The following is a 19,405-nucleotide window of genomic DNA, read 5'->3' on the forward strand; positions in this document are numbered from 1 at the left end:
GACCATATAATTAGCCCCGCTACGTAATGAGCGGGGCTTTTGTTTATCTCAAGTTAAGTATCTGCAGCTAAGTATGCGTCTGCTTAGCGGACGTATTTCGCTGTCGCGCTGACAAACCAATGTTGCAACTTGCCATCTGGGTTCTCTACCCACAGGTCGTTATGGTAGCGGTAGATGCGACCATTCACGGTGAGGGTTAGCGTGTTATCACCGGTTTGCTTCATGCGAATAAACTGATCAGAAGTCACCAAAAACGGCTCCAAATCATCCGTGCTTGCGCCTTTGTACACCACGAAGTAACCAAACATATTGCCGGCATCTGGGTCTGTCGAATGAATGCGATGGCCAACCAGTGTGTAGTTGTCGTTGAGCGCTTCTTCGAGGGTTTGTGCACCTACGGTTTCGTGAGAAGGGATAAATACCCAAGCCAGTACACCTATCGCGATCACTAGCAGTAATAGTACTGCTCGCATGAAGTTTTTCATCATGGTTATCCGTTTAACGTTGGAATTTCATTTTGTACATGCGCTTATCCGCTAAATTGATCAGGAAGTCAATGTTGTCTGCGTCTTGCGGGTAGCTAGCGACCCCCAAACTTGTCGATAGGCCATTGGCTTGCTCAGAGGAGAGAATCGGCTTTTCAAACACCACATTGATATGGTGCGTGACTTCATCGATTTTCGTTTGATCAATAGAGTCGACGATCACGGCAAATTCGTCGCCGCCCATGCGGTACACGGCAAAGTCATCCAGCGCCATTTGGCTTAGACGAGTTGCGATTTCTATGAGCGCAATATCGCCAGCTTGATGGCCTAAGGTGTCATTGATGTCCTTAAAGCCGTTTAAATCGAGCAGCATGAGTGAGAAAGGCGAGTTGGTTTCTTCCTTTCGGTGTAAATCAATAAACAGCGCGCTTCGGTTAGCAAGCTTGGTGAGCGGATCGCTCAATGCCATTTTTTTGTGGAACTTGGACTCACGTTTATAAAAATACGTCAGCAGTGCCACGGTTAGGACAAAGATACCGAGCAATACGTATTGCGCTTGCAGCAAGTTATACGCTTTCTCTTGTTGATGTTTGTAGAGGGGACTGGCAACACGAAAATGCAGAGTGACGTAATCGATCATTTGCATGTAGAGGTTTTGAGTTTCACGATAAAACTGACTCGCGGCGACGCTACTGCCCGTTTTCGCTTCTACTAATACGGGTTCGAGTTGTTGGAATTGGTCAAACAGAGAAAGAAAATAAACTCGAACCTCTTCTCGTGAGAGAAAAGAATCGGCTTCTTTATTGTTAATCAGCAAATCAAAACGGCTCCACGCTAGCTCGTATTGCAGCTCAGCGGAATCAATGTTCATCACGCTTTCGTTCAAGCGTCGAGCTTCCCCTACCAGTTCAGATAATTCTTTCGAAAGATGGAACAAGAACCAAGTGGCTTGGTTTTGTTGATCCGAATAGGTTTTAGTGAGCGCTCGAGTTTCTTGCAGTAGTAGTACGTTTGCGAACAGCAGTGTGGATGCAAATATCAGTAGGAGTAACTTGCTCTTGGTTGAAAATGGCCCCTGATGAGGGGGATTGGGCTTTGCTTTCATTGTTATTCTTCTTTCGCGCTGATCCTGTTTATTTGCCATACCATTTGTGAGTGGTATAGGGCGACATCAATTTCCGGATATTCATCCATTGAGTAGATCAGCCAGTATGGGCCTTTATTTCTTACTTTAATGTAATGATGGTTTTGCTTATACGCCACGATCGGTTGATAGCGCAGGATGTCTTCGCGCGAGAGGTTTGAATGGTAGTCATTAAGTGCACGAACTTCGACACGCTCAGGTACTTTGCCAAAGGCATGTTGTAGGAGGGTGCTAAGTTTTACACCGTCAAATTCTGCTGGGCTGTCTAGCCAAGGAAGTTGTGTGGTGTAAGTGGTTTGAGGCAAGGACTCTAAGTCTTTCAGTGCCACAACGACATTGGGTTTCTCAGGACTGCTAAACTGTATTGTGTTTGCAAAAAGTATTGGTGCAAACAAAAGCAAAGCGAGTGCTAGTGTTTTTCTCATCTTGTGCCCTTTGATTTTTATTGCCGGCATTGCAACTAGAGCGAACATCGCCAGTTAAAATCTCGGTCATATATTTATTAATAATAGAGCCAACCTGATGGTTTTATATAATACGTTATGGGTGAAAAGTAACCGTTGGTGGAATATACGTCAAGGTTAATGAGAGAGTTAAAAATAGAACTATTGGATGAATATATCATTTCGTTCATTTTATGTGCAACTTGCACCACGTTGTCTAACTTTCGCGACACATTCAACTCAATCGGAGAAGCGATATGTTTGATTGGTATTACAAGGTTATCCTCAATTACACCAACTTTAGTGGTAGAGCAAGACGCCAAGAGTATTGGTACTTTACGTTGGTGAATGTGTTGGTCAATTTAGTCATGGCTATCATCGATAGGGTGATTGGTAGCCTGATGCAAATGGATAATTTTGGTTTTTTCGGTGTGATTTATGCGCTGTTTATTATGATACCGTCGATAGCGCTCACCGTGCGTCGCTTACATGATTCAGGACGCTCAGGTTGGTGGGCTCTTATCGCCTTTGTTCCAATTATAGGTATTTTGGTGCTGTTGTACTTCTTGATTCAAGACAGTGAAGAAGGCTCGAACCAATACGGTGCGAACCCTAAGTATCAATCATGATGATGAGAACCGAGTGGGTTTACATGCCTGAGCCCACTTGGAAATAAACCGCACTGTCCTCATCGCTGAAGGCAAAGTCCATACCTGCTTGTAACCCATAACGACGAGCGATGAGGTAACGAAAGCCGACGCCATAAGCGTATTCGGCATCATTTTCGAATAACGGCTCATTTGTTGATGCGTAACCAAAACCGCCAAAGATATTGGTCGACCAGCGGGTATTCCATTGGTAAGTCAGCTGAGATTCTACTGATAAGGTTTCGTCACCTTGATAGCGATTTCTCGCCACGCCACGCAGTTCAATGTCTGGGTAAGACGCTGGTGGTAAAAAGCGTTCGTCAGTGTAGAGTGCCTTGTATTGTCCACGCAGTGCCAACGACCAGTCGTCTGCCAGTTCCCAATAATTAATCCCCGCTACATCCAACTGCTCGTATTCGTAATCACTGCCAATGGCGTCGTTGTACCAAAGATACTCCGCTTTGTAGTTGTAGCCCTCAGTTGGGCTAAAGAAGTTGTTTCGGCTGTCCCATTCCAATGTCAGACCCAACCCAGAGGTGGTGGGTGAGGTGTTGGTCAGGGTTTGCAGCAACTTATCTGCAACAGGAGAGTTAGTGATTTTTTGGTCGGTGACGAAATAGAGTTGTTTCACCCCGATAAACAACGGGGCATCAATAATGCGGTATTGAAGATGGTTGAGCATGCCGCCGCCAGTTATCTCGAAATCTAACCCCTTACCATTAAATACGTTATCTAGCCCAGGTAAGGAGGATTGTGGATAGAAGGTCATATTAAAGTCGCCATATCCGACGCCACCAAGGTAACGAACCGTGTCTTGCGCCCAGGTCCGGCGGTGACCAAGAAAGCCCATCCAAGTGCCGTTTTCAGTCGCGAAACCACCTACCGCGGTGATTGCAGGTGTTAACAGTTGAGCGCCTCCATCGAGAGACGTTTCGGCTAACTCACGTCTTTTCTCCCGTTGCTCATCGGATTCATGCAAGAACACGCCAGTAAAGCCCAAACCGTAGCCGACGGCAGGCTCAGTAATCACAATCGGAACAGGTAGAAAGCCATAGGCGTTTTCAGCAAGGTATTCGCCCATATCTAATTGCCCATCGATGGGATCGAAGAAGCTTATTGCCTCGGCAATAGGAGAGGTTGCTAACAACCCGAAGCAAGTCGAGGTTAACAGGGCTGACGTTGGTTTTTTCATACAGTGTTAGCGATAATTGAATGATGTTCAATTACAAGTTAGACGTCATTTCGGCAAATTGCAATGGGGGCTGTGTAAAGGGGAGGTGAGTGTTTTTAGAACACAAAAAGCCACCCAATGAATGAGTGGCTTTGTATAGGACAAGATATTAAACCGTTTGGTTTTTCATCGCTTTTTGTTTTATCACCAGCAAGTACTACGCAAATAAGTGCTTCGCATGGAAGTTTAAGTGCTCAGCAATAAAGCTCGAAATAAAGAAGTAGCTGTGGTCGTAACCTGATTGCATTCGCAATTCAACTTCAGAATCATGAGCTTTTGCTGCCGCCAGTAACGCATCTGGTTTCAATTGCTCAGCAAGGAAGTTATCTGCATCACCTTGGTCGACTAAAATCGGCAATGGGGATTTGTTTTGCTTAAGTAATTCGCTCGCATCGTATTGTTTCCAACTCTCAATATCTGTGCCTAGGTAGGCGGTAAACGCTTTTTGGCCCCAAGGACATTGCATTGGGTTACTGATTGGGCTGAATGCTGAAATTGAGCGGTATTGGCTCGCGTTTTTCAAACCAATCGTGATTGCACCGTGACCACCCATGCTGTGACCGGAAATCGACTTCACATCTGAAACAGGGAAGTTGCTTTCTATGATCGCAGGCAGCTCTTTGGTGATGTAATCGTACATATGGTAATGACGTGACCACGGTTCTTGCGTCGCGTTTAGGTAGAAACCTGCGCCTTTACCCAGATCGTAGTTTTCGTCGTCTGCAACGTCGTCACCGCGAGGGCTTGTATCTGGCGCTACAATCGCGATACCCAACTCTGCTGCCATTTGAAATGCACCGGCTTTCTGCATGAAATTCTCGTCGGTACAAGTCAGGCCAGATAACCAGTAAACCACTGGAACTGGGTTTGATTTTGTTGCATTAGGTGGCAAGAAAATCGCAAAGCGCATGTTGCAATTGAGTGTGCGAGATTCGTGCGTGTACTGTTTATGCCAACCACCGAATACTTTGGCTTGGCTTAGGCTTTCAATGGTCATGGATAATCTCTCGATAAAACAATGTTTATTTAAAAACAGTGAGTATTTAAAACAATGATTTTCTAACGGCGGACAAGACCGTTAAGACAGTGGATGGCTCTCTTCCCGAGGAAAACGTGTCCAGAGAGAAGAGAGCTTATTTCAAATTTTCAAATATCAATCACATTACGTGAGTTGTATCTTGGATTATTTATCCATGTGAAGAACAGTACGGATAGATTCACCTTTGTGCATCAATTCGAATGCTTCGTTCACGTCTTGTAGGCCCATAGTGTGCGTGATGAATTCTTGTAGACCGAATTCGCCAGCCATGTAACGGTTTACGATTTCTGGAAGCTCAGAGCGGCCTTTAACACCACCGAAAGCAGAGCCACGCCATACACGACCAGTTACTAGTTGGAATGGACGAGTTGAGATCTCTTGACCTGCGCCCGCAACGCCGATGATTACCGACTCACCCCAACCTTTGTGACAACACTCAAGAGCTTGACGCATCACGTTTACGTTACCGATACATTCGAATGAGTAGTCAACACCACCGTCTGTCATCTCAACGATAACGTCTTGGATTGGTTTGTCGAATTTCATTGGGTTGATGCAATCAGTTGCGCCAAGTTGTTTTGCTAGCTCGAACTTGCTTTCGTTGATGTCGACACCGATGATTTTGCTTGCACCAGCCATACGTGCACCGATGATTGCAGAAAGACCGATACCGCCAAGACCGAATACAGCAACTGTGTCGCCTTTTTCAACTTTAGCTGTGTTAAGTACCGCACCCATACCAGTGGTTACGCCACAACCTAGAAGACAAACTTCTTCAAGTGGCGCTTCTTTGTTTACTTTCGCTAGTGAGATTTCTGGAAGAACCGTGTACTCAGAGAAAGTAGAACAACCCATGTAGTGGAAAATAGTCTCACCGTTGATAGAGAAACGGCTTGTGCCATCTGGCATTAGACCTTTACCTTGAGTTTCACGAACTGCCTGACATAGGTTAGTTTTGCCAGATTTACAGAACTTACACTCACCACATTCAGCTGTGTAAAGTGGGATAACGTGGTCGCCAACTTCAACGCTTGTTACGCCTTCGCCAACCATCTCAACGATACCGCCACCTTCGTGACCAAGGATTGAAGGGAAGATACCTTCTGGATCGTCACCTGATAGTGTGAATGCGTCAGTGTGACAAACACCAGTTGCTACGATACGAACAAGAACTTCGCCCGCTTTTGGAAGTTGTACATCAACTTCTTCCATTTTAAGTGGCTCACCTGCAGCCCATGCAACCATTGCTTTTGATTTAATGTGAGTTTGACCTGGTTTGATTTCAAGTGCCATTGGATGTTTCCTTTATATTCTCAGTATGTAGAGTGACGTCATAAGCGTAGTTGAGAGTTTCTCTCTACGCTGCGTCGTTTTGTTGGTGCCCATTTTAGGTGTTTCACGAAAAATGATAATCCGGTTAAATTGAAAATGATTTTTACGCATACGTAATAATCAACAAAAAGGTGCAATGATTTATGCGAGTGAAACAGGGTAAGTTGGAGAAAAACAAAGTAAGGACAAGAAAAATCGTTTTGGGGTTTGACCTCAAGCTTGGTTGAGGTTTTATTGTGTCGGCCATTGCGAAGAAACATCGATTTAGGATCAGAATGAACAATACAGATTTAAAGGCTTACTTAAACAAGATTGGCGTAACGCAGCAATTGGACGTCAGCGTGGATACTCTCTTTGCGCTGCATAACGCGCAGCATCGTCGTTTGCCATTTGAGAACTTTGATATCGCATTGGGTAAAGGCATTTCGACGTCTGAACAAGATATCATCGACAAGTTGGTTTACCACGAGCGCGGTGGTTACTGTTTTGAATTGAACGGTCTGCTGCGAAGAGTGCTACAACAGGTTGGCTTTAAAGCAAGGCCGCTTTTAGGCCGCGTACACTTGTCTGGCACTCCTTCAGGCAGAACACATCAGTTCACATTGGTGACATTTGGGGATGAAAAGTGGATTGTTGATGCAGGCTTTGGCTCAAACACACCACGTGCACCGCTGCCTTTTGTAATCAATCAGCCTATTCATACCGATCTGCAAACATTCCGTTTTGTTGAAGATGAGCGTGTTGGCTACATGCTACAAATTCAGTCTTATGATGATGCAAACCAGTGGCTTGATATGTACAGTTTGGACTTTGAACATGTGTTTGATGGCGACATTGTGTGTGGAAACCACTATGCGTCCACGGCACCTCATTCGCGCTTTACGTCCAGTCGTGTTGCCACGCTAGCGACCGAGTTTGGGATCATCACGTTGGCGAACCACACGTTAAAGCTCCGTTTGAATAATGAAGTGGTTGAACAAGAACTGGCAGAAGGGCAAAGCTACCTATCAGCACTGAAAGAGCACTTTGGTATTGAGCTAGATGCCGAGTACCAAGACTTAAAACCGTTACCTCAGCTATAACGATTCTGAATGACTGAGCCATTGATGTTTAGTTGGAAGTATAGTGAACATCAATGGTTTAAATCAGTCTATGATACGTCGATTATTGGTTTAAGTTATTGATTAAAAAGAGTGTGAACGAGAGTCACAAATTCTATTTAGTTACGATAAGTTGTAAGAAAGTCGCAACTTAATTGTCATTTTTCCCACCTAAGCTCCTCGCCCGATTTCAAATTATTACTCTTTATCGGGATGGGAAAAATGAAACGCAGTACATTGACCGTACTCTCCGGTCTGATTGCAGCTACTCTAGTTGGTTGTAATTCAGACTCTTCAAGCAGTGATACACCAGAGCTCGAAGCGCCAGTTCAAGTGGCGTTTATGCCAGACATCCACTTCCACGATGTATATGGTGACTTCCAAGACGGCTCTTTCCAAGGTCTCTACACCAATGCCAGCGGTAAATATGCGACGATTCGTACCATGCAGTCGCAGATGGAATCGACGCGGTTGTTTAACGAAAACTATTTCGCGATGATCGCTGCACTGGATGACGTGGTAGAGCGCGGAATTAAATATGTTGCGCTACCAGGGGATTTCAGTGATGACGGCCAACCTGTGCACATGCGTGGGTTAGTGAAAATCTTTGACCATTATCGTGAGACTTATGGTCTTGAGTTTTTTGCTGCACCGGGCAACCATGATCCCAACAAACCTTTTACCGTGGCAGCGGGCAAATCTGATTACCTTGGTGAGGGCGGCAAGAAACAACGCATCTTTAGCCGAGGTAAGGATGAGTGTGTTGATTACGAAGGCGAGTGGGGGATCATTCCCGGTGAAGGCGACAATTTAGACACCATCTGTACGGAAGAGGTACAAGAGTGGGGCTACAAAGAGATCATGGATATCCTTGGTACGCACGGTTTCTATCCTCAAGAAGATTATTTGTATTTCGAAACGCCCTACAGCAGTGAAGAAGCTCGTAACAACTATTCATATGAACTTGCCGCCGAAGAAGCCGCTTATGATAAGCGCATGTTTGAGATTTGCCACCAAGGGACGGGCGGTGAATACAAACAAGACGGTTACACCAACTGTGCGGTGGTGCCAGATACCAGCTACTTGGTAGAGCCAGTAAAAGGCTTATGGTTGTTGGCGATAGATGCGAACGTCTACAAGCCAAAAGACACCTTGGTAGAAGATTCCATCAGCGGCGATGACTTCGATGGCTCCAGCAGTGCAGGCTACAACATGATGCTGACCCACAAACAGCACGTGATTAAGTGGATCAGTGAGGTCGTTAAAGCGGCAAAAGAGCAGAACAAAACACTTGTGTCGTTCAGCCATTTCCCAATGACGGATTTCTATAATGGTGCATCCGAAGACATTGAAGACTTGTTCGGAGAAGGAAGCCATCAGTTATCTCGTGAGCCAAATGACGATACCAGTAAAGCACTTGCAGCGACGGGGTTGAGCATTCACGTTGGTGGCCACATGCACTTTAACGATACGGGTAAAAAGAGTTACATGATCGATGGCGTTCAACACACGCTTTTCAACATTCAAGCCCCTTCTCTGGCGGGCTACATTCCAGCTTATAAGCTATTGAACATCCGTCCTGATCATCAAATCGAAGTGGAAACTGTCGTGATCGACAAAGTTGAAGGCTACAACGAGTTGTTTGAGCACTATGCACGTGAGCATGAACACCTGACTGAACAAGCAGGTGATGATGAAACTGCAAAGGCGAGCATTTGGAATAAAGAGATTCTTGAAGCTGAAAGCTATTATGCTCTGACTGATTGGCACATCCGAGAACTGACGCGTCTGCGCTTCCTACCAAGTGATTGGCCACTGGAAATGCGTGAAATGCTTTTGCACATGGATGGTGATGATATGTTGATCATGTCTCAGCTTTCTACTCAATTTACCGTGTGTCAGTTAGCGAAAGAGCTAGGGTACGACATCGTTAATTGTGATGAAAACGCGGTCGTAGATTATGAGCAATTCCAGAAAGATTGGCAGGCGGCGACGCAACAAGCTCAAGCGATTGCTCAACAGGGAGGCTTTAATCTTGATGACTTTGCTGCATGGAATGGTGAAGAGCTAGCAACAGATTTCTACCGCCTGCGTAATGCCGATGAACTGGCTTTCCGCGATATTGAAGAAGCACAGCTATTGCAATACGAGTTGTTAAGTCGAGAGCTGGCGGAGTTCGCGGGAACGGTCGATTCTGAACTTGGTGACTTAGGTGAATACTCGGTTGGTGAAGTCTTCCGATCCCGTTTTGGTAGCCTATTTGTGATCCTAGAGAAGTTTGCAACGGGACAAGCCAGTGACCACTTCTTGATTGATACTGAGCAGCAAACATTGACGGATTTAAAAGGCGAAGTGAAGCGAGATATTCTCAAACACTGATTTGCCTATATGCAATAAATGGAAAGCGCAGCTCAGTCTGCGCTTTCTTTATTTGCGCTATATCTCAGTAAGTTATTTGCCAAAAGTTTACCTTTAATTATGAAGAATAGATGAGGTAAATCATGCGCTTCGAATACTTATTAGATGATGACGTCACCCCCGCACTCGATGCCAAGCTAAGAACGTTACTCGCTACTTGTTTTACCAAAGAACAAGATAAAATCTTCCGAACTCAGCGCTATTTTCAAGAGATGCCTCGCCATCGTTACCTTATTTGGGATGACACTCAACTTGCGGCTCATATTGCAGTACATGAAAAGCAGGTGATGATTGACGATCAATCTTTTCCGATCAGCGGCATTGCCGAAGTTTGCGTCCAACCGGAGTATCGCGGCAAAGGGTTAGTGAAAATGTTGCTCAAAGTGATTCATCAAGATGCACTCGAGAGAGGTGATGCTTTTTCTGTGTTGTTTGGGCGAACACAGGTTTACCAGTCGAGCGGATACCAACCTACCGACAATCTAAAGATGGAAGTAAAACCTCGCGAATGGATGAGCACAGAAGACACCATGGTGCTGTCCCTAAATATCATTTGGCCACAACAAGCGGTGCATTTAGTCGGCTATCCTTTTTAAACAGGTTTTCTCTGCATTTAACTTTGTGTGAGAATAAGCAATAAATAGAATTCCATAGGAACCACAACCATGGCGAATTGGGAAGGCGTGAGCGAGTTCGTTGCTGTCGCAGAAACCAACAGCTTCACTGGCGCAGCCAACAAGTTGAAAACATCGGTGGCGCAAATCAGCCGTCGTGTCTCTGCGCTTGAAGAACGTCTAGCCGTTAAATTGCTGCACCGCACTACGCGAAAAGTCTCACTGACAGAAGCGGGGCAGCTCTATTATCAGCAATGTAAACACCTTGTCGAAGGTCTAGAGTTGGCAGAGTTAGCGGTCACGCAAATGCAAGCAGAGCCGAAAGGTTTGCTCAAAGTAACCGCTCCTGTGACTTACGGTGAGATGAACTTAGCGCCGTTGCTACACCAGTTTATTGAGAAATATCCGCAGGTGAATCTGGATTTGAATCTGACCAACCAAAAGTTAGATTTGATTGAGCAAGGTGTCGATGTGGCGATTCGTCTCGGACGTTTGCAAGACTCCAGTTTGATTGCCAAGCGTTTGTCATCTCGACAGCTTTACGTGTGTGCTAGCCCTGCTTACTTAGATCGTTCGGGTGAACCGCATACCTTGTCTGAGCTGAGTCACCACCAATGTTTGGTCGGTACTGCTGATTACTGGCATTTTAAAGAGCAAAAACGTGAAAAGTCTTTACGCGTTTCTGGCCGAATTAAATGCAACAGTGGCTTTGCCTTGGTTGACGCGGCAAAACGTGGTTTGGGCTTAGTGCAACTGCCCGATTACTACGTGCAAGAAGCGTTAGATAACGGTGAACTGGTGGAAGTGTTAACCGATTACCGCGACGATCGTGAAGGTATTTGGGCACTGTACCCACAAAACCGAAACCTGTCGCCAAAAGTGCGCTTACTGATTGATTTCTTGGCTGAAAATATGAACTAGGAAAAGTGTCCCCAGCACTTTGCTTATCAGGGGTTATTGATTCGCAAAGGCGGGGACTTGCAGGATGCTACATTCCGAAAATAGTAACTAGCTTGTGGAACGGCTGCGATTGGTGGAATTTATGTATCTGAGTCACTGAACCATTCGGATTGGTTTCTAAAGTTGTTTCTATTTGGAAATAGTTTTCAGGCAAGCCTTGGAAACGTTGCTTTGGAATCATAGTATTTTGCTCGTCATTGCTTAAATCATTCTCAATGGATAGCAGAGCACTACTTTGAAAAACCAAAGGATCAAATAATTGCTCCGCTACTACTTCTTCTACGCCGGGTGAAGAGTAGTATTGACGAATAACAAATTCAGAGACATTAAGGTAACTGTCGTTGTTAGGAAAACTCACATTCATTCTATACCCAAAATAACCAATAGACTGAAAGTGGTCCGTTATATCGAACTCTATTTTAGCTGAATATGGTATTTTACTTTCTGATTTATATGACTCAGAGTCAAAAGTGACAGTAAACTTTTTATGAAGGTCATTCCATTTACAATAAATATTGTATTTATCATTAGATTTATTATCTAAAGAGTAATCCGATTCACAGAGATCATAAATCTCATCATAAGTTTTATTAAAATGATTGGCGACAGTTTGATACATTGATATTCCAGGTTCAATAGGGTGGACTGGCTCTTCTGGTCTTTCTGGCTCAATCGGGTGAACAGGTTCGCTCGGTTCAATCGGATGAACAGGCTCACCCGGTTCTATAGGGTGAACTGGAGGAGCGGGTTCGATTGGTTGAATCGGCTTTATTCCAGTATCAATGTCATTATCACCGCTTGTGTCTGAGGAATTACACGCAACCAAGAATGGCAATATACTCGCAAGCAAAAGAGTTTTTTTCATATTTTTACCTAGTCATTATAAATTCGTTTTGATGAAAAATAAGAACACTCAATTACTATTCCATTATCCTCTTTATTATTTTTTAATTTAAAGAGAAGAGTGATTCCTGACATTACGGTTAATGCCTTTCCTAATATTATTTAAGCCAACTGACGTTTAGATATAAACAGAATAAAAAAGTAAACTTCAGATTTACGATAGAACTATATTCGTATATTACCTCCTCTTTTTCTAAAACTGCCTTTATGCGTATTCAGTGATTAATGTCTTTTTCAGCCAATCGGTGGCAATACCGTTAGCTCGAATTTCTGATGTAATCATGTCCACTCGAAACAAATGCCCTTTTTCCCCAAGGCTCGTTTGAGCAATAGCTACTTTGTGTGAGTTTTGGTTCGCTAACGCCAGTGGGATGATAGCCCAACCTATATCTTGGCTTACAAGCTCTATGCTTGTTTCAATATCGTCAATTCTGATCTTGTTGACTTCTTCGAGGTCGAGGAAGCGATTGTCCAAATTGAATACACTACTTCGCGTTATTTGGGTGGTGCCTACCAAATCACTTGGTACGACAACTTTATTTTTCAAAGGGTTACCCGGCGCGCAAATTAAACAGGTCTTCACGTGATCAATAGTTTGATACTGGATCGTACTATCGAAAAAATGCCTTCCAACAATCAATGCTAGGTCTACTTCATCCTCTTCGAGCATGGCAACCACATCTTGGGTTGGGCGTTTATGGAGCACTAATTCCACTTGAGGAAACTGTTGCTGAAACCCAATGATGATTTGTCGCATCTTGTCATCCAGTAACCAGTCATCAATGGCGACCACGACTTTATCCTCAACACCTTGAGCCAAGTGTTCCGCATGGCGCAAAAATTTTCTCTCTGCTGCGAGCACGCTTTTGGCGTAACCGAGTAAATTATCGCCTTCTGCGGTGAGCTTTGGTTTATAGCCGTCACGTGAGAATAACTCGACCGATAAATCGATCTCTAAATCACTGATGGCATTGCTAATCCAAGACTGCGCTTTACCCTGCTTTCGCGCTGCGGCGGAAAAGGAACCAAGCTCAGCGGCATTTACAAAGGCTTTTACTTTATCGGTGTTCATGCTTGCCTCGTCGTTATGGTGGGTAGATTATCGACAGCTTAACGAGGTTAAAAGATAGACTCTATATGGATTTGTTATAGTGATTGAAGTGGTTTTTTAGAGAGAAGAAATGAGTTTGGTTGTAATTTATTGATATTTATAGGGTATAAGAAATAAACGCTGAGCTTTTGACCAAAAAACTCAGCGTTATCTATAGTAAAAGTAATATAAAGTTACATTTACTGTTCGTTTAATTCTGCATCTTCGCGCTTGATGACCTTGTGGCCGTCTTCTGATACGCCTTGTTTCCAGTAACTGCTGAGGTAAAGGTTTTCACGCTCCACTTCTTTTTCGTTACGGAAGTATTGGCGTAGCGCGCGCATTGAGTCGAACTCACAAGCACACCACACTGCTGCTTCACCTGTTTTCCATTCCAGCGAGCGAACTTTATCTTCGAGTGATTGCTCGGTGATCCAATGGATTTCCATACCTGCTGGTGCTTCGAGAGCTTGGATATCCGCTTCCGAGATCACACTGATCACGGCATAGCCTGTTGCGTCTTCTGGCAGAGTGCGAATCTTTGCAGACAGTGCTGGCAGTGCAGTCATGTCCGCCGCCATAAAGAACCAATCAGCTTCTGTATTTAGGTTTGAGATGCTGCCCGGGCCTGCGATGTTGATGGTATCGCCTTCTTTTGCAGACATCGCCCAACGCGCCGCAAAGCCACATTGTAGGTCCTTGGTGATGTGACGAACGAAGTCGACTTCAATCGTGCATGCTTGCGGGTCGAAGCGACGAATGGTGTAAGTACGCATGACTGGGCGGCTGTCTTCTGAGAAGCCTTGAATATCGGTGCCGCCGGTTTCGTTGAACAACAGCTTGATGTAGCTGCCTTCGCAATCTTGTGGAAAGTTGCCTAGCGCGTCACCTTGCAGGGTAATGCGCTGCATGTTCGGTGTTACGGCTTGTGTGTTGATGACAACGAGGCTTTTTGGTTGTGGTTTCTTTTTCATTTTAATTCACATTTCACTACGTTTGATAACTATTCTCTTTCTCATCTAAGATTGACAGCATCTCAATAAGGCAGATAGTGTCTTTATCTAAATTTACACTCTGATCTGAGAATCGGCGATTTAATTTCGGTACGCCTCGCTCAAATGAACACTTCGTCGTCCCGCTTTATAAGATAGTTACTGGACAATAAAAAAGGGCACCGAAGTGCCCTTGAGAGAAGAATGGAGCTTGTTTACTGCGTTTGTTCTAACAAATGCGTCTTCAGGAATCGATCCATCGCTTGGTAACCATCGAGACGGTTTTCTAGTGAACGGAAGCCGTGACCTTCGTTCTCCTTAACGATGTACTCCACTTCAACGCCGCGGTCGCGCAGAGCATTAACGATTTGGTCAGATTCACTCTTCACCACTCGTGGGTCTTTCGCGCCTTGCAGAACCAACAGTGGTGCTTTGATTTGGTCTACGTGGAACACCGGTGAGTAGGCTTTCATCATCTTCGCGTCTTCTGGATCTTCCGGATTGCCCACTTGCTCATGCAGCATGGCTAGGAAAGGTGCCCAGTATGGTGGGATAGAATCCATGAAGGTGAATAGGTTAGACACGCCAACGTAGTCGATGCCACATTTGTACAGGTCTGGTGTAAACGTCACACCAGCCAATGTCGCGTAACCACCGTAAGATGCGCCATAGATACACACTTCGCCATCTTGTGCGTAACCTTGGTCAATCGCCCATTTTACGCCGTCCGTAATGTCGTCTTGCATCGATTGGCCCCATTGCTTGAACGACTTCTCCCAAAACTCACGGCCATAACCCGTTGAGCCACGGAAGTTCATTTGCAGTACTGCGATACCACGGTTGGCAAACAACTGAACTTCTGGTTGGAAGCCCCAGTGATCGCGAGCCCAAGGACCGCCGTGCGGAAGAACAAGCAGTGGCAAGTCTTTCGCTTCACGACCTTTTGGTAACGTTAAGTAGCCATGGATGGTTTCACCATCACGAGCGGTATAAGTGATTGGCTTCATCTCCGCCATGTCTTCTGGCTTATGCCAAGGTGCGTTTGCAGCTAACTTTTCAAGTTGGTCTGAATCGCGATCGTAGTAGTAGTAATTTGGACGGTCGGTGTCGCTGTAGGTCACGACAATCATTTTTCTCTCGTCGCGAGTCGTGTTGTTCACCGAGATTTCAACGCCCGGAAGCTTTTCTTGCAGACGCTCAAAAGTCTCTTCATAACCTTTATCAAGGAAATGGTACTGACGCTTGTCCGTCACATAAGAGATCGTTGTGAGCTTGTTGAGTGCGTTTGAGTAACTTGCACTGGTGACGTCCACTTCTGGGTGAGAGAAGATCTCGCGCACTTCTTTGTTAGCCTTCACATCATATTCGATGATCGCTGATTTATCGCGAGTGATACGTGAAGCAACGTACAGGTTCTTGTTATCTGGTGTAAATGAGATTGGAGAGAAGTCTTCTTTGAAGGTGAGGTTCTTCAATGGACGGAACTCTTCATCCACGGTGTCACGATAGAGGACTGCGGTGTTTACGCCGTCTGAAGTCGAAATCACGCGAATGTTACCATCGTGGTCCGTACCCCAGTAACGCACGTTACCTGGGTTTTGAGCAACCAGCGTGTTTTCACCGGTTTTCAAGTTATGACGATAAACATCAAACACTTGCGGGTTACGTTCGTTAGTCGTGATAAGAATGTCGTCAGGCTGACTTTCTAAGGTGTCGATAACATAAGCCACGACATCGGACGTTGGTGTGATGGTTTTCTCTTCGCCCGTTTTTACGTTTACCGTAACGAGGTAGAAGTTTTCATCACCACCCGTGTCGCGAGAGTAGATGATGGTGTCATCGCCAACCCAGTAGTAGTAAGCGATGTCGCGATCGACTATGGATGTGATGCGCTTGACTTGATCGGCTTTGCCCACGGGATGAACAAAGACGTTTTTACGATCTTGCCACGGTTTCATCATCGAAATGTAATCGCCAGCAGGGGAGATTTGGTAGCTCGATACTTCTGAATTACGGAAGAAATATTCCACCGGATATTCTGGCGGAATGACCTCTGCGGTCGTGGTGGTCGAGGTTTGGCTACAACCCGAAACGAGTAAGCCAAAAGCGGTAGCAAGAATGAGCTTGCGAGTACGCATTGTGTAACGCTCCTTGTGTGACAGACCTGTCAGCATCGTGCTTGTCGGTCAGAGTGAATCGATTGTCGCGGCAAAATACAGCGCCGTGACAAAGCAGTGACGAAGTGCGCCTAATCGGTAAATTAGCTCAGGCGGATGCTTATTAAGTTTTCATGTTCTAGTCACTGCTGTTGCTACTATGACCCAATCCATCCGTGGAAGTGGCGATTATTTGTACTTACCGAACAAAGAACTAGCTAAAACTTGGCATAAGTCACACTTATCTTTCATTATTTTGTCATTTATATCATTGGGATAGTCGACAAAAGTAGAAGCGCCGCCATGCCATAGTTGAAGCCTTTTACGCGTTTAGACGTGGTCAACCAACGTTGAAGTTGCATGCCTGCCGCCGTCCAAAAAGTCACAGAAGGCAGGTTTGCTAAGCAGAAGATGCCGGCGATAAAAGCCAGTTCTAGCCAAGATCCGCCACTGCTGTATACGGTGATGGCAGTGAGTGCCATGGACCAGCCTTTAGGGTTCACCCATTGAAATGCCACTGCACCCAAAAAGCTCATTGGTCGGTAATCATCTTTGACTTCCGTCTTGCTGCTGGTTGCTATTTTGTACGTGAGGTACAACAAGTAAGTCAGGCTCATTATCTTAAGGACGCTATGCGTGATCGGATACGCGTGAAACAAGCCCATAAGACCAATGCCAACCAAAATCAGCATCGCGGCGAAACCCAGCGTGATGCCTAACATATGTGGGATAGTGCGCTTAAAGCCGACGTTAGCACCAGACGTCATAAGCATGATGTTGTTCGGTCCTGGAGTGAAGGTCGAGACAAACGCAAACAGTGCCAACGCACCAATTTGATGGTATTCCATAATGTGTTCCTGCATTTCTGTTTTGCCTACACATAAGCGGGCAAGGGATTACGTTTTCTGACCGGTCGAGAACAATGATAGGTAGAAGCGCCATCAATTTTGTGCTTTTATTTGACGAATACTCACTCGCTAAACAACAAAAGAGCATCATGGATAGATTTGACGAAAGAATATTGCAAGCGCTGAAATCAGACGGAAGAATCTCCAATGTGGAGCTGTCTGAACGAGTTGGATTATCGCCATCCGCGACCTTGCGTCGAGTGCAAGATTTGGAGCGAAAAGGCGTGATTAAAGGCTATAGAGCGGTGCTGGATAATCAACAAATGGGCGTCGGTTTTGTCGCGTATGTGTCGATAGGCTTGGCATCGCATTCTAAACACGCGCAACTAGGCTTTGAAGAGCACGTTCGATTTGTCGACCAAGTTGTCGAGTGCCACAACATTACGGGTTCTAACGAGTATCTATTAAGAGTCGAAACCCAAGACCTAGCGGCGTACAAAGCGTTTCATGCCGATGTTCTTGGGGAATGCGAACACGTAAAGGCCATTACAACCATGGTGGTGATGGACACGCCAAAAGATGAGCGATAGCTCGTATAGAGAACATTGTTTTGTGGCACATCAATTTGAAGTGACTCGAAAGAGTCAGTCGAGTATGAGTAAAGTCCACATAAAATGCTGGAAAGCAGTCTGCAATCTGACAATTCCAGTATTTATTCTCACCTTCTAAATAATCGCATCCTGCTAGTTTTTCTACGTCGCTGCCCGGTTCGCGTGCAGTGGATCTGAAAATTTAAGGATGAATGATGAAATCATACGTAACCCTTCCTCTTGCAAGCTTGGGCGCAGTTGCGGCTTTAAGCTCTTTTAATGTCAGCGCTCATGGCTGGGTCGAGTTTCCAAGTGCACGTCAAAATACTTGTTATTTAGATGGCGGCTTTTGGACCAATGAAATCCCAAACCAAGCTTGTCAGGCCGCTTATGACGAGTCGGGCGCATATCCCTTCGTACAACGTAGCGAGATTGCTGCAAACGTGCCGAACTACCGCGATATGGCGCATGTGAAAGCGATTGTTCGTGACGGTGAACTTTGTTCAGCGGGTGATGCTGCTAAGAAAGGTTTGAATATCCCATCTCCAAATTGGCAACGTACTAACGTGACGCCAGATGCAAACAATCAAATCGAATTGGTGTTCTTCGGCAAAGCACCGCATAACCCATCTTACTGGGAGTTCTATCTTTCTAAGCCAACATATGATGATGCGCAACCACTGACTTGGGATGATTTAGAGCTGATTGATACTGCTGGCGATGTGTATGTGGATGCAGAAAAACGCTACCGTATGCAGGTAACCTTCCCAGCCGATCGTTCAGGTGATGCGATTCTCTATACTCGTTGGCAACGTATTGATGTGGCAGGTGAGGGCTTCTACAACTGTAGTGACATTACCTTGAACGGCAATGGTACAACGCCTCCAACCGATCCAGTCGACCCAACCGATCCGGCAAACAACCTGACTGCTCTGGGTTACTTTGTCCCACAAGGGTTTGGTCCGGTAGAGTCAGGCGACACAGTACGATTCCGCACGTTTAATGCAACGGGCAGCGAGATCGTCGATCTGTCACTACCAATCAGTGCAAACAACACCACAACGTGGGCTGCGGAGTTAGCTGACCAATTTAACTCGCAGCAAACGGGCGATTGGTACGTGGGTATTTGGCACGAAGCAATGAACCACTATATGTTCGATACCAACAACATCTACGCAAACCAAGTGTTGGCTCCGAACGCTAACTTTAGCTACGCGTTGTCATTGATTAAAGGTGATACTACACCGCCGGTAGAGCCGACCAACCTTTGGAGTAAAGATGCGGTGTACAACCAAGGTGACGTCGTGACACACAACGGCCGTGAATGGACAGCGCAGTGGTGGACTCGTGGTGAAGAGCCAGGAACCACAGGAGAATGGGGCGTTTGGCGTTAAGCTTCATTCTTTCCAAATA

General features: G+C 45.4%; 18 protein-coding genes. 7 read left to right on the forward strand and 11 right to left on the reverse strand.

The annotated features are described in order from the left end of the window. Positions 1–83: 83 nt before the first annotated feature. From BCT11_RS19395 to BCT11_RS19405, 3 genes are read right to left on the reverse strand one after another with little or no spacing between them, the layout of a single operon-like run. Positions 84–488: a hypothetical protein gene (locus tag BCT11_RS19395; protein WP_102389026.1), complete on the reverse strand. Its 405-nt coding sequence runs from the start codon at positions 486–488 to the stop codon at positions 84–86. Between the two features lie 10 nt (positions 489–498). Continuing rightward, entirely contained in the window at positions 499–1,590 is a 1,092-nt protein-coding gene (locus BCT11_RS19400; protein ID WP_102389027.1) for a GGDEF domain-containing protein, read from the reverse strand. Positions 1,591–1,592: 2 nt separating this feature from the next. Continuing rightward, positions 1,593–2,054 (reverse strand): oxidoreductase, encoded by a 462-nt coding sequence (locus tag BCT11_RS19405; protein ID WP_038869748.1) that lies wholly within the window; start codon positions 2,052–2,054, stop codon positions 1,593–1,595. A 275-nt stretch (positions 2,055–2,329) separates the two neighbouring features. Between BCT11_RS19405 and BCT11_RS19410 the strand changes: the two genes are divergently transcribed. After that, entirely contained in the window at positions 2,330–2,701 is a 372-nt protein-coding gene (locus BCT11_RS19410; RefSeq protein WP_102389028.1) for a DUF805 domain-containing protein, read from the forward strand. Positions 2,702–2,720: 19 nt separating this feature from the next. On the opposite strand, the gene BCT11_RS19415 is transcribed toward BCT11_RS19410, so the two are convergent. The 3 genes from BCT11_RS19415 to BCT11_RS19425 all read right to left on the reverse strand — a co-directional run bounded on the left by BCT11_RS19415 (position 2,721) and on the right by BCT11_RS19425 (position 6,282). After that, entirely contained in the window at positions 2,721–3,911 is a 1,191-nt protein-coding gene (locus BCT11_RS19415; protein ID WP_102389029.1) for a BamA/TamA family outer membrane protein, read from the reverse strand. Between the two features lie 196 nt (positions 3,912–4,107). Beyond that, the gene (gene fghA, locus BCT11_RS19420; protein WP_038880216.1) at positions 4,108–4,947 is read right to left on the reverse strand and encodes an S-formylglutathione hydrolase; all 840 of its coding nucleotides are present in this window, start codon (positions 4,945–4,947) and stop codon (positions 4,108–4,110) included. A 186-nt stretch (positions 4,948–5,133) separates the two neighbouring features. Next, positions 5,134–6,282 (reverse strand): S-(hydroxymethyl)glutathione dehydrogenase/class III alcohol dehydrogenase, encoded by a 1,149-nt coding sequence (locus BCT11_RS19425; protein ID WP_102389030.1) that lies wholly within the window; start codon positions 6,280–6,282, stop codon positions 5,134–5,136. Between the two features lie 314 nt (positions 6,283–6,596). On the opposite strand from BCT11_RS19425, the gene BCT11_RS19430 reads away from it, so the two are divergent. From BCT11_RS19430 to BCT11_RS19445, 4 genes are all read left to right on the forward strand, one after another. Next, on the forward strand, positions 6,597–7,403 hold the full coding sequence (locus BCT11_RS19430) for an arylamine N-acetyltransferase (protein ID WP_102389031.1): 807 nt from the start codon (positions 6,597–6,599) through the stop codon (positions 7,401–7,403). Between the two features lie 240 nt (positions 7,404–7,643). Then, positions 7,644–9,800: a metallophosphoesterase gene (locus tag BCT11_RS19435; RefSeq protein WP_102389032.1), complete on the forward strand. Its 2,157-nt coding sequence runs from the start codon at positions 7,644–7,646 to the stop codon at positions 9,798–9,800. 122 nt (positions 9,801–9,922) lie between these two features. Beyond that, positions 9,923–10,435, forward strand: a complete 513-nt coding sequence (locus BCT11_RS19440; protein ID WP_038869736.1) for a GNAT family N-acetyltransferase — start codon at positions 9,923–9,925, stop codon at positions 10,433–10,435. Between the two features lie 69 nt (positions 10,436–10,504). After that, entirely contained in the window at positions 10,505–11,374 is an 870-nt protein-coding gene (locus BCT11_RS19445) for a LysR family transcriptional regulator (RefSeq protein ID WP_038869734.1), read from the forward strand. 67 nt (positions 11,375–11,441) lie between these two features. Here the strand turns inward: BCT11_RS19445 and BCT11_RS19450 are convergent, their stop codons facing one another. The 5 genes from BCT11_RS19450 to BCT11_RS19470 form a co-directional block, all read right to left on the reverse strand. Then, the gene (locus tag BCT11_RS19450; protein WP_102389033.1) at positions 11,442–12,278 is read right to left on the reverse strand and encodes a hypothetical protein; all 837 of its coding nucleotides are present in this window, start codon (positions 12,276–12,278) and stop codon (positions 11,442–11,444) included. Between the two features lie 243 nt (positions 12,279–12,521). After that, positions 12,522–13,388 (reverse strand): LysR family transcriptional regulator, encoded by an 867-nt coding sequence (locus BCT11_RS19455; RefSeq protein ID WP_050566710.1) that lies wholly within the window; start codon positions 13,386–13,388, stop codon positions 12,522–12,524. Between the two features lie 218 nt (positions 13,389–13,606). Beyond that, positions 13,607–14,380 (reverse strand): siderophore-interacting protein, encoded by a 774-nt coding sequence (locus tag BCT11_RS19460; protein WP_039988863.1) that lies wholly within the window; start codon positions 14,378–14,380, stop codon positions 13,607–13,609. Positions 14,381–14,613: 233 nt separating this feature from the next. Continuing rightward, positions 14,614–16,536, reverse strand: coding sequence for a S9 family peptidase (locus BCT11_RS19465; RefSeq protein WP_061035223.1), 1,923 nt, complete (start codon positions 16,534–16,536; stop codon positions 14,614–14,616). A 281-nt stretch (positions 16,537–16,817) separates the two neighbouring features. Then, entirely contained in the window at positions 16,818–17,402 is a 585-nt protein-coding gene (locus BCT11_RS19470) for a LysE family translocator (protein ID WP_102389034.1), read from the reverse strand. Positions 17,403–17,551: 149 nt separating this feature from the next. On the opposite strand from BCT11_RS19470, the gene BCT11_RS19475 reads away from it, so the two are divergent. Further along, positions 17,552–17,992, forward strand: a complete 441-nt coding sequence (locus BCT11_RS19475; protein ID WP_027726611.1) for an Lrp/AsnC family transcriptional regulator — start codon at positions 17,552–17,554, stop codon at positions 17,990–17,992. A 215-nt stretch (positions 17,993–18,207) separates the two neighbouring features. Beyond that, entirely contained in the window at positions 18,208–19,386 is a 1,179-nt protein-coding gene (locus BCT11_RS19480; RefSeq protein WP_061035224.1) for a lytic polysaccharide monooxygenase, read from the forward strand. Positions 19,387–19,405 lie beyond the last annotated feature (19 nt).

This window comes from Vibrio sp. 10N.222.52.B12, from assembly GCF_002875385.1.
In the GTDB taxonomy this organism is placed as follows: Bacteria; Pseudomonadota; Gammaproteobacteria; order Enterobacterales; family Vibrionaceae; genus Vibrio; species Vibrio jasicida.

Bases quoted from the DNA above. Each gene is read 5' to 3' on its own strand.
- BCT11_RS19445 (WP_038869734.1), top strand. From the start codon at position 10,505: ATGGCGAATTGGGAAGGCGTGAGCGAGTTCGTTGCTGTCGCAGAAACC.
- BCT11_RS19450 (WP_102389033.1), bottom strand. From the start codon at position 12,278: ATGAAAAAAACTCTTTTGCTTGCGAGTATATTGCCATTCTTGGTTGCG.
- BCT11_RS19410 (WP_102389028.1), top strand. From the start codon at position 2,330: ATGTTTGATTGGTATTACAAGGTTATCCTCAATTACACCAACTTTAGT.
- BCT11_RS19415 (WP_102389029.1), bottom strand. From the start codon at position 3,911: ATGAAAAAACCAACGTCAGCCCTGTTAACCTCGACTTGCTTCGGGTTG.
- BCT11_RS19405 (WP_038869748.1), bottom strand. From the start codon at position 2,054: ATGAGAAAAACACTAGCACTCGCTTTGCTTTTGTTTGCACCAATACTT.
- BCT11_RS19475 (WP_027726611.1), top strand. From the start codon at position 17,552: ATGGATAGATTTGACGAAAGAATATTGCAAGCGCTGAAATCAGACGGA.
- BCT11_RS19480 (WP_061035224.1), top strand. From the start codon at position 18,208: ATGAAATCATACGTAACCCTTCCTCTTGCAAGCTTGGGCGCAGTTGCG.
- BCT11_RS19425 (WP_102389030.1), bottom strand. From the start codon at position 6,282: ATGGCACTTGAAATCAAACCAGGTCAAACTCACATTAAATCAAAAGCA.
- BCT11_RS19460 (WP_039988863.1), bottom strand. From the start codon at position 14,380: ATGAAAAAGAAACCACAACCAAAAAGCCTCGTTGTCATCAACACACAA.
- BCT11_RS19395 (WP_102389026.1), bottom strand. From the start codon at position 488: ATGATGAAAAACTTCATGCGAGCAGTACTATTACTGCTAGTGATCGCG.
- BCT11_RS19455 (WP_050566710.1), bottom strand. From the start codon at position 13,388: ATGAACACCGATAAAGTAAAAGCCTTTGTAAATGCCGCTGAGCTTGGT.
- BCT11_RS19440 (WP_038869736.1), top strand. From the start codon at position 9,923: ATGCGCTTCGAATACTTATTAGATGATGACGTCACCCCCGCACTCGAT.
- BCT11_RS19400 (WP_102389027.1), bottom strand. From the start codon at position 1,590: ATGAAAGCAAAGCCCAATCCCCCTCATCAGGGGCCATTTTCAACCAAG.
- BCT11_RS19465 (WP_061035223.1), bottom strand. From the start codon at position 16,536: ATGCGTACTCGCAAGCTCATTCTTGCTACCGCTTTTGGCTTACTCGTT.
- fghA (WP_038880216.1), bottom strand. From the start codon at position 4,947: ATGACCATTGAAAGCCTAAGCCAAGCCAAAGTATTCGGTGGTTGGCAT.
- BCT11_RS19470 (WP_102389034.1), bottom strand. From the start codon at position 17,402: ATGGAATACCATCAAATTGGTGCGTTGGCACTGTTTGCGTTTGTCTCG.
- BCT11_RS19430 (WP_102389031.1), top strand. From the start codon at position 6,597: ATGAACAATACAGATTTAAAGGCTTACTTAAACAAGATTGGCGTAACG.
- BCT11_RS19435 (WP_102389032.1), top strand. From the start codon at position 7,644: ATGAAACGCAGTACATTGACCGTACTCTCCGGTCTGATTGCAGCTACT.